This window comes from Kitasatospora sp. NPDC058965 (assembly GCF_042741245.1).
In the GTDB taxonomy this organism is placed as follows: domain Bacteria; phylum Actinomycetota; class Actinomycetes; order Streptomycetales; family Streptomycetaceae; genus Kitasatospora.
Genome location: NZ_JBHYKG010000317.1, coordinates 1 through 9,582, shown reverse-complemented (window position 1 = coordinate 9,582; position 9,582 = coordinate 1). Strand labels below are relative to the sequence as shown.

The window sequence follows — 9,582 nt, the reverse complement described above, 5'->3', positions numbered from 1 at the left end:
GACCGCCCGGGTGCGAGCGGCTGCGCTCGCACCCGGGCGGTTCGGGCCCGACCCGTCGTCAGACGGTCACTCGATCACCAGCTCCACGGCCAGGTTGCCGCGGGTCGCCTTGGAGTAGGGGCAGACCTGGTGGGCCTGCTCCACCAGGGCGCGGCCGGTGGCCTCGTCGATGGCGTCGGGCAGCTCGACCCGCAGCACGACCGACAGGCCGAAGCCGGTCTCGTCCTTGCCGATGCCGACCTCGGCGGTGACGGCCGCCTCGCTGGTGTCGACCTTCGCCTCGCGGCCGACCAGGCCCAGGGCGCTGGCGAAGCAGGCCGCGTAGCCGGCGGCGAAGAGCTGCTCGGGGTTGGTGCCCTGCCCGTTGCCGCCGAGCGCGACCGGCAGCGCGAGGTTGACGTCCAGCAGGCCGTCGGAGCTGACGGCACGGCCCTCGCGGCCGTGGGTGGCGGTGGCGACGGCGGTGTAGAGCGCGGTCATGGGAACCGTCCTTCTCGTGGGTGTCTCGGTCGTTCGGTCGTCCGTTCGTCGAGAATGACATCACACGATTCAGTTGTGCGCAACTAAATGGCGTGAGTGGTACCGTGGTCACCATGAGCGAGGACCGGGTGGACGAGAGCTGGCTGCGGCTGGACAACCAGATCTGCTTCGCCCTGCACGCGGCCTCGCGGGCGTTCAACGCGCTCTACCGCGACGCCCTGCAGGAGCTCGGCCTGACGTACCCGCAGTACCTGGTGATGCTGGTGCTCTGGGAGGACGGCGAGCTGGGCGTCAAGCAGATCGGCGAGCGCCTGCGCCTGGACTCCGGCACCCTGTCGCCGCTGCTCAAGCGGCTGGAGGCGAACGGCCTGGTGGTGCGCGAGCGCAGCGCCGCCGACGAGCGTTCGGTCACCGTGCGGCCCACCGCCGCCGGCGCCGCGCTGCGCGAGCAGGCCGCCCGCCTGCCGGTCCGGGTCTCCGCCGCCACCGGCCTCGACCTGGCCGAGATCATCGACCTGCGCGACCGGGTCAACCGCCTGACCGCCGCCCTGGACGCCACCACCCTGCCCGCCTCGCCCGCCGACTGCGGCTGAGGCCTGCGGGGCCGCCGACCGCCGATCGGCCGGCCGCAGCCGGGACGGGACCCGCCCCGGCCGGGGAGCGCCGGCTCCCCGTGGGGCCGCGGCCCAGCGGGTAGGTTTCCGGCGCGAGGGCCTGCGCGAGGAGGGCGTGGCCCCGGCCGATCCCGGAGGTCCCGCCCGCCATGACCGAGCCCCCGACCGACCCGACCGAGACCAGCTGGCTGACCCGCAACGTCAAGGTGCTCAGCGGGGTGTCCTTCCTGCAGGACGCGGCCAGTGAGCTGCTCTACCCGATCCTGCCCATCTTCCTCACCACCGTGCTCGGCGCCCCCGCGGCCGTCGTCGGCGCGATCGAGGGCCTCGCCGAGGGCGCGGCTTCCGTCACCAAGCTCGCCGCCGGACGCCTCGCCGACCGCTTCGACCGCCGTCCCCTGATCGCGACCGGCTACGGGCTCGCCGCGTGCGGCAAGCTCCTCGTCGCGCTGGCCACCGCATGGCCGCTGGTGCTGGTCGCCCGCGTCGTCGACCGGCTGGGCAAGGGGGTGCGCGGCGCACCGCGCGACGCGCTGCTGGTGGACGGGGTGCCGGCCGGGCAGCGCGGCCGGGTGTTCGGCCTGCACCGGGCCGCCGACACCGCCGGCGCCGTGGTCGGACCACTCGTCGGCCTGGCGCTGTACGAGGCCTTCGACCACCGGCTGCGCCCGCTGCTCTGGATCGCCGTGATCCCCGCCGTGCTCAGCGTCCTGCTGGTGCGCGCCGTCGCCGACCCGCGGCGGCGGTCGGCGGCCGCGCCCGGCGCCGGCCGGCGCGCGTCCGTGCCGTACCGGACGCTGCCGGCCCGGTACTGGCGGGTCACCGGCGTGCTCACCCTCTTCGCCCTGGTGAACTTCCCCGACGCGCTGCTCCTGCTGCGGGCCCATCAGATCGGCCTGGCCACCCCGGCGGTGATCGGCGCGTACGCGCTCTACAACCTCACCTACGCCGCGGCCTCCTACCCCGCCGGCAGCCTCTCCGACCGGCTGCCGCACCGCGCGGTCTACGCGGTCGGCCTGCTCTTCTTCGCGGCCGGCTACCTCGGCCTGGCCTTCGCGCAGCGCACCTGGCAGGTGTTCGCGGTGCTCGCCCTGTACGGCGGGTTCAACGCCTGCACCGACGGCGTGGGCAAGGCCTGGATCTCCGCCCTCTCCCCCGACCGGGCGCAGGGCACCGCACAGGGCCTGTACCAGGGGCTCACCGGCGCGGGCGTCCTGGTCGCCGGGCTCTGGGCCGGCCTGGCCTGGGGCGGTGACGGCCGACTGCCGCTGCTGGTCTCCGGGACGGTGGGCGGGCTGCTCGCCGCGGCCGTGCTCGCCCTCCCCGGTCGGACCGGGTGAGCGGGATGGGCGAGTGCCCGCCCCGGGGTCGCAAAGGACGGGCACTCGGCTGAGGAGGGCGTGGTGAGCCCGTGGAGGCCACCAGGCACCGGTGGGGGCGCCCGGTCGCGGTGCGGCCGACCGGCCTGCCGCGACCTGGCGGTCGAACCGGCTGGACGGTGTGGGGGGCCGGTGCGCGGAGCCTGGTGGACCTGACGCAGAGGCTAGTGAAGGCCCGTCAGTCCGAACAACGGCCGAACGGGAGATTGGACCATCCTTTTACGTGACGCGAGTTGCGTGTGCGGGTGCCTCCATACACGGAACAGCAGGTGGAAAACGTGGAAGGGGGCGCACCGCGGGAGATTCGTGTCCGAATGGTCCGGCCGGGGCAACGGACATTCGGCCACCGACGCCCCCTCGGGCGGCGGCCGGCACCGGGGCGGGCCGCAGCCGCCCCGTGGGCCGGGCCCCGCCGCGGGGCACTCGATCATTTGACGACCGAGTGATACTAATTGCTCCGAGAGCGCGTCCGACCCGGTCCGCGCCCCGGTGGGCAGAGGAGGGCCACAGCCATGACCATCACCGCGGAGGAACGGCGCGCCAGGATCCTGGAGGTGGTCCGCGAGCTGGGCACGGTGCGGGTGGTGGACCTGGCCGAGCGGATCGGCACGGCCGCGGTGACCGTGCGCCGGGACGTGGCCGCGCTCGCCGACAGCGGGGCACTGCGCCGCTCGCACGGCGCGGTCTCGCTGCCCCAGGAGGAGGAGGCCGCCGCGATCCGGGCCGGCCGGGACCGCGTGATCGGGATGCTGGTGCCGACCATCGGCACCTACTTCGACGAGGTGATCGACGGCGCCCGCTCCGCCGCCGCGGCCGCCGGGGCCCGCTTGGTGCTGGGCATCGCCTCCTACGAGAGCGCCGACGACCGCGCCCAGGTGGAGCAGCTGCTCGACACGGAGCTCGACGGCCTGCTGCTCACTCCCAACTGGCGCCCGGGCAGCACTCCCGGGGACACCGCCTGGCTGCGCGAGCTGCCGGTTCCGGCGGTGCTGGTGGAGCGGCTGGCGCCGGCCGACAGCGCCGCGGCCCAGCTGGACTCGGTGGGCTCGGACCACCGCCACGGCGTGCTGCTGGCGCTGCGCCACCTGCAGTCGCTGGGCCACCGCTCGGTGCTGCTGGCGGCGCGCGAGGACTCCTGGACGGCGCACCAGGTCCGGGCGGGGTACGCGGCGGCGGTGCAGCTGCTCGGCCTGGAGCCGCGCCCGGTGATCGACGTGCACCGCCCGAGCCTGGAGTCCGAGGCGATCGCCGCCCGGATCGCCGAAGAGGTGGCGGACGGGGTGCGCGCGGTGCTGGTGCACAACGACCAGGAGGCGATCCAGCTCACCCCGCTGCTGCGGGCCCGCGGCCTGCGCGCCCCCGACGACCTCGCGCTGATCAGCTACGACGACGTCTTCGCCGCGCTGGCCGCCCCGCCGCTGACCGCGGTGGCCCCGCCCAAGCGCGCGGTCGGCGCGGCCGCGGTGGAGCTGATGCTCCGTCGGATCGAGCACGGCTCCGACCTGCCGGTGCACCACGTGCAGCTGCTGCCCGACCTCAAGGTCCGCACCTCCTGCGGCGGCTCCCCGGACGAGCGGCCGGCCTGACCGGCCCGCGCCGGGCAGGGGGCGGACCGTCCGGCCCGCCCCCTGCCCGTGCGTCAGGACGGCTCCAGTGCCTTGCCGTAGACCGAGGAGCTGCGCCGCACCGACATCCCCACCCGCTCGTACAGCGACAGCGCGCCGGTCTCCGAGTGGGTCCACAGCACGCAGGTCCGCCGGCCCTCGCGGTGGAAGGCGCGGAACGACTCGCGCAGCAGCAGCCGGGCGATGCCCTGGTTGCGGTGGTCCTTGCGGACGGCGACCCGCTCGACGTAGCCCTCGTCCGTCTCCGGCAGGTCCAGCGCCAGCACCGCGCCGACCATCTCGGCCCCGGCGAAGGCCACCGGGGAGAGCGCCGGCGCGAAGCTGTCGAGCCCGACGGTGTGCGCGGCCCACTCCTCGTAGGACTTGCGCCGGGTCTGCCACTCGTCGAAGGCGTCCTCGGTGAGCCGGTGGGCGGCGAGCTCGTCGCCGGGGCGGAACGGCCGCACGGTGATCCCGGGCGGCGGCGCGGGCACCTCGGGCTCCTCGGGCAGGGCGATCTCCAGCAGCCACTGGGTGACGAACGGCTCGTAGCCGCGGGAGCGGAGCAGCGCCACGGCCGGCCGGTCGGCGTCGGAGACGGTCTGGCTGAGCCCCTCGGTGCCCACCTGCCGGGCCCGTGCCTCGGCCCAGTCGAGCAGGGCGGAGCCGAGCCCCCGGCCCAGCTGGTCGGGGTGGACGTCGATCGCGCTGCGGCGGCCGCGCACCCAGCCCCGGCCGACCAGCCGCCCGGCCGGGTCGTGCACCAGCAGGGTGTCCAGCGCCGGGTCGAGGCCGGGCACCCCGAGGTCCGCGAGGATCCGGTCGGGTTCGGTCTCGGTGGTGCCGAGCACCGCGCGTTCGCGGGCGGCCACCAGGTCGTGGATCGCGCGGGCGTCGGCGAGGGTCGCGGGCCGGCCGCGGTACGGCGCCGGGAGGGGCACGGGGGACTGATCAACCATGCCGTGACTCTGCGTCAGCCGGTGCCCCGCTGTCGAGCGGGTTACCCGTGCTCCACCGGGGCTCCGCAGGACCCGCGCACCCGCAGCACCGGCAGCAGCAGCACCCGGCGGCCGGCCGCCACCCCGCCGGCCTCCAGCCGGCGCAGCAGCAGCTCCGCCGCCGCGGCCCCCACCGCCCGCTTCGGCGGCGCCACCGCCGTCAGCGGCGGTGCGGCGAGGCCGGCGTACACGTCGTCGTAGGAGATCAGGGCCACCTGCTCGGGCACGGCCAGACCGCGGGTCCGCAGCAGCGGGAGCACCGCGATCGCGTCGTTGTCGTTGTGCACCACCACCGCCCTGGTCCGGGCCCGCGCCGCCGCCGCGATCCCGTCGGCCAGCCGCTGGGCACGGGCGCCGGGGTGCACGTGTTCGACGTCCAGGACCGGGCAGGGCGCCAGACCGACCGCCGCGACGGCCGCGGCGTACCCCGCCCGCACCTGGTGCGCCGTCCAGCTGTCGTCGCGCGCGGCCAGCAGCACCGACCGGTGGCCCAGCCCCGCCAGCCGGCGCAGCGCGAGCAGCACCCCGTGCGCGTGGTCCGAGCCCACCGAGTCCAGCGCCGCGCCGGGGCCGTCGGGCGCCGCCCGGCGCTCCACCAGCACGGTCGGCACCGGCAGCGCGTCCAGCCAGCCGAACCCGGCCACCGCGCCGCCGGGCAGCCAGTTGGGGGCGACCAGCAGCCCGTCGACGCCCGCCTCCAGCAGCCGCTCGACCTGGGCCCGGTCGTCGCGCGCGGCGTAGGGCGCGATGCCGAGCACCAGGCGCGCGTCCACGGCCGCCGCAGCGGCGCGGGCGCCGGCGATCACCTCGGCGAAGTAGGAGCCGGTGGTCGGCACCAGCATCCCGATCACCCACCGGCGCCCGCCGCGGTGCGGCGCCGCCGACACCGTCCCGTGCGAGCGCACCAGCGCGCCCCGGTCGGCCAGCGCGGCGACGTCGCGCCGCACCGTCACCGCGGGCGCCCCCAGCCGCCGGGCCAGCTCCGCCACCCGCAGCGTGCCGGCCTGCCGGACCAGCTCCAGGATCCGCGCGTGCCGCGCCTGTGCCGGGACGACCATCGGCTCCCCTTCCACGGCGGCCGCCGCGGGGCGGCACGGGTCTCCTTCGTTGGACCGCTTTCTATCATTCGATCCGTTCGAGACCAATAAGTGCGACTCAATCCGTTCTATCGATCATCCGATCCGGCATCCTCGAAGAGTTCCGCCAGGTGGTGCCGCAGGATCGCCAGCGCCTGATCGCCGTCACGCTGCCCGCCCAGCACGCTGGAGCCCAGCCCGTTCACCATCGCCAGCAGTCCGGCCGCGACCATCTGCGGGTCCTTGCCCGCCGGGATCTCCCCCGCCTCCCGGGCGGCCGCCAGCTGCTTGGCCAGGAAGCCCTCCAGCAGCAGCGGCTGGGCCGCCCCGTGCCGGCCGATCAGCTCCGGGTCGTTCAGCACCAGGGTGTAGTAGGCGGTGTAGGTCCTGGTGATCCGGCGGCCCTCCGGATCGGTGGGCAGGATGCTCGACAGCACCGCCGTCACCGTCCCGCGCGGGGTGGGCGGGGAGCCCGCGGCCTCGATCCGGCGCGCCATCCGCTCCTGCAGCTGCGCGCCGAGCCGGGCGAAGGCGTCCAGCAGCAGCCCCTCCTTGGTGGCGAAGTAGTACTGCACCAGCCGCAGCGACACCCCGGCCTCCGCGGCCACCGCGCGCATGCTGGCCGACTGCAGCCCCTCGGTGTCCGCGATCCGCAGCAGCGCCTCGGCGATCTGCCGCCGCCGCTCCTCGTGGTCGACCCGCTCGGCCATGACCCGACCTCCCTTTCGTGGTACAGCCGTATCATGCTGTGATACACATGTACCATGCGAATCAGCGAGTTCAAGAGCGCCCACGCCCGTGACCGTTACCTCGCCGCCTACGACCGGACCGTGGCCGAGCTCTGGCCCGGCGAACGCCGCGCGCTCGACGTCCCCACCTCCTTCGGCAGCACCCGGGTCCACCGTGCCGGTCCGCCGACCGGCCGACCGGTCGTGCTGCTGCCCGGCTCCGGCGGCAACGCGCTGATGTGGCACCGGTACGTCGCGGGCCTCGCCGAGCGGCACCCGGTGATCGCCGTCGACACCGTCGGGGAGCCGGGGGCCAGCACCCAGACCGCGCCGATCGCCGACGGCCGGGACGGCGCCGCCTGGTTGGAGGAGCTGCTGGCCGGCCTGGAGCTGACCGGGGCCCACCTGGTGGGCTGCTCCTACGGCGGCTGGCTGGCCCTCTGCCACCAGCTCCACCACCCCGGCCGCGCCGCCTCGCTCACCCTGGTCGACCCGGCCGGGTTCGCCGCCTTCGGTCCGCGGTTCTACGCCTGGCTCGTCGCCGGCGGCCTGGCCGCCGTCGCGCCGCGCGCCCTGCGCCCCCGGCTGTCCCGCCTGGTCGGCAACAGCGCAATCCTGGAGACCGAGCTGATGGCCCTGATGCGCGCCGGCCTGGGCTTCCGCCGCGCCCTGCCGGTCCCCCCGGTCTTCACCGACGAGGAGCTGACCCGGCTTCAGGCCCCCGCCCTCTTCCTGCTCGGCGCCCGCAGCGCCCTGCACGACTCCCGCGCGGTCGCGGACCGGATCGACCGCCTGGTCCCGGCCGCCCGGGTGGAGGTGGTGCCCGACGCGGGCCACGCCCTCCCCACCGACCGGCCGGACCTGGTGCTGGACCGGATCCTGCGCCAGGTGGTCACCGCGTAGCCCGCGCCCGAGCGGGCCGCAGCCGCTGCCCGCGGGTCCCCGTGAGCCACCCGGCCCGCGGCCCGCAGGTCCCCGTGAGCCACCCGGCCCGCCTGAGCCGGCCCTCCCCCGTCCCGCGGACTGCCCGAATTCCTGGCCCGGCGTCCGCTCCCCGCCCCGCCCCGCCTGCCTAGGCTGCTGACCGCAGCTCAGGACCGATCAAGGGGAAGCGCCAGCATGACGAAGGTGATCGTCGCCGCCACGCCCGTCGCCGGGCACACCGGTCCGCTGCTGCGGATCGCCGGACACCTGGCCGCCGCCGGGCACGACGTGGTGTTCCTGGGCGGCTCCCGGTACGGGGCCGGGGCGCAGGCCGCCGGCGTCGCCTTCCGCGCGCTGCCCACGCGGGCGGACTACGACGACCGCGACCTCGCCGCGGCCTTCCCCGCGCGCGAGGCGGTCCCGCCCGGCCCGGACCGGGTGGGGTGGGACCTCCGGCACGTCTTCGGCGACCCGACGCCCGATCAGTTCCAGGCCCTGCGCACCCTGCTGGCGGACTTCCCGGCCACCGTGGTGATCCACGACAAGCTCTTCCTGGGCGGCACCGTGCTCGCCCTGTCCGCCCCGCCCGGCGCACGGCCCACCGTGCTCGGCATCGGGATCGCCCCGCTCAGCGTCCCCAGCCGGGACACCGCGCCGCCGCTGCTGGGCCTGCTGCCGCCGGTCGACGCCGAGCAGCGGGCCTGGTACGCCGTGCTGGGCGAGCAACTGGCCGCCCGGTCGAAGCCGCTGACCGCGTACCTGCGCGGCTGCTTCGCCGCCGCCGGGGTCACCCTGCCGCACGGCCCGTTCTCCCTGGTCTGGACGGCCGCGGCCGACCGCTTCCTGCAGCTCACCGTGCCCGGCTTCGAGTACCCGCGCAGCGACCTGCCCGCCAACGTCTCCTTCATCGGCCCGGTGCCGATCCCGGCCGGCGCCGCGCAGCAACTGCCCGGGTGGTGGCCCGAGCTGCTGCGGGCCCGCGAGGCCGGGCGCCGGGTCGTCGTGGTGACCCAGGGCACGGTCGCCAACACGGACGTCAGCGCCCTGCTGGCCCCCACCGTGCGGGCGCTGGCCGGGCGCGAGGACGTGCTGCTGGTCGCGGCCACCGCCCGCGCCGACGGCCCGCGACTGCTCGCCGCCGCCCTGCCCGAGGTCCCCGCGAACACCCGGGTGGCCGGCTTCGTCCCGTTCGACGCCCTGCTGCCGCACACCGACGTCCTGGTCACCAACGGCGGCTACGGCGGCGTGCAGGCGGCGCTCGGCCACGCCGTCCCGCTGGTGGTGGCGGGTGCGTCCGAGGACAAGCCCGAGGTCGCCGCCCGGGTCGAGTGGACCGGCACCGGCGTCAACCTGCGCACCGACCGCCCCACCGTCGCCGCCCTCGCCGCCGCCGTGGACCAGTTGCTCGCCACCCCCGCCTTCCGCGAGCGCGCCGCCGCCCTGGCCGAGGAGTTCGCGCGCCACGACGCGCTGGGCCACCTCGCCGAGCTGGTGGCTACGCTGCCCGGACCGCCTCGATCAGGAACCGCTGCGAGTGCGCCACGAACGGCCCGTGCCGCTCGATGAACCCGTGCAGCCCGGCCAGCTGCTCCCGGTAGGCGTCCACGGTGAACCCCGGCACGGTCCAGATCACCTTGCGCAGGAAGTGGACCACCGCCGCGATGTCCTGGAACTCCATCCGCAGCGCCTCCTGACGGACGTCCACCACCTCCAGGCCCGCACCCTCGGCGGCCGCCACGGCGGCGATCGGCCGGGCGCCGGAGTAGCTGGTGCCCGGCG

Annotated in this window: 9 protein-coding genes and 1 pseudogene; 5 read left to right on the top strand and 5 right to left on the bottom strand. The window is 76.0% G+C overall.

The features are described from left to right. Positions 1-66: 66 nt before the first annotated feature. Positions 67-480, bottom strand: coding sequence for an organic hydroperoxide resistance protein (locus ACFW1A_RS33920; RefSeq protein ID WP_380415933.1), 414 nt, complete (start codon positions 478-480; stop codon positions 67-69). 113 nt (positions 481-593) lie between these two features. On the opposite strand from ACFW1A_RS33920, the gene ACFW1A_RS33915 reads away from it, so the two are divergent. From ACFW1A_RS33915 to ACFW1A_RS33905, 3 genes are all read left to right on the top strand, one after another. Further along, positions 594-1,073, top strand: a complete 480-nt coding sequence (locus ACFW1A_RS33915; protein ID WP_380415931.1) for a MarR family winged helix-turn-helix transcriptional regulator — start codon at positions 594-596, stop codon at positions 1,071-1,073. Between the two features lie 170 nt (positions 1,074-1,243). Continuing rightward, positions 1,244-2,434: an MFS transporter gene (locus ACFW1A_RS33910; protein WP_380415929.1), complete on the top strand. Its 1,191-nt coding sequence runs from the start codon at positions 1,244-1,246 to the stop codon at positions 2,432-2,434. 551 nt (positions 2,435-2,985) lie between these two features. Further along, positions 2,986-4,059, top strand: a complete 1,074-nt coding sequence (locus ACFW1A_RS33905; RefSeq protein ID WP_380415926.1) for a substrate-binding domain-containing protein — start codon at positions 2,986-2,988, stop codon at positions 4,057-4,059. A gap of 53 nt (positions 4,060-4,112) precedes the next feature. Here ACFW1A_RS33905 and ACFW1A_RS33900 read toward each other — a convergent pair whose 3' ends face one another. The 3 genes from ACFW1A_RS33900 to ACFW1A_RS33890 all read right to left on the bottom strand — a co-directional run bounded on the left by ACFW1A_RS33900 (position 4,113) and on the right by ACFW1A_RS33890 (position 6,861). Next, entirely contained in the window at positions 4,113-5,036 is a 924-nt protein-coding gene (locus tag ACFW1A_RS33900; protein WP_380415924.1) for a GNAT family N-acetyltransferase, read from the bottom strand. A gap of 41 nt (positions 5,037-5,077) precedes the next feature. Further along, positions 5,078-6,133 (bottom strand): substrate-binding domain-containing protein, encoded by a 1,056-nt coding sequence (locus tag ACFW1A_RS33895; RefSeq protein ID WP_380415922.1) that lies wholly within the window; start codon positions 6,131-6,133, stop codon positions 5,078-5,080. A gap of 107 nt (positions 6,134-6,240) precedes the next feature. Beyond that, a complete protein-coding gene (locus tag ACFW1A_RS33890) occupies positions 6,241-6,861 on the bottom strand; it encodes a TetR/AcrR family transcriptional regulator (RefSeq protein ID WP_380415920.1) in 621 nt (206 codons plus the stop codon). Between the two features lie 54 nt (positions 6,862-6,915). On the opposite strand from ACFW1A_RS33890, the gene ACFW1A_RS33885 reads away from it, so the two are divergent. Next, positions 6,916-7,782: an alpha/beta fold hydrolase gene (locus tag ACFW1A_RS33885; protein WP_380415918.1), complete on the top strand. Its 867-nt coding sequence runs from the start codon at positions 6,916-6,918 to the stop codon at positions 7,780-7,782. Positions 7,783-7,998: 216 nt separating this feature from the next. After that, entirely contained in the window at positions 7,999-9,369 is a 1,371-nt protein-coding gene (locus tag ACFW1A_RS33880; RefSeq protein ID WP_380415915.1) for a nucleotide disphospho-sugar-binding domain-containing protein, read from the top strand. Here ACFW1A_RS33880 and ACFW1A_RS33875 read toward each other — a convergent pair. Further along, a pseudogene (locus ACFW1A_RS33875) lies at positions 9,299-9,582 on the bottom strand (SAM-dependent methyltransferase); the annotation flags it as partial. The gene ACFW1A_RS33880 and the pseudogene ACFW1A_RS33875 sit on opposite strands and share 71 nt — an antisense overlap.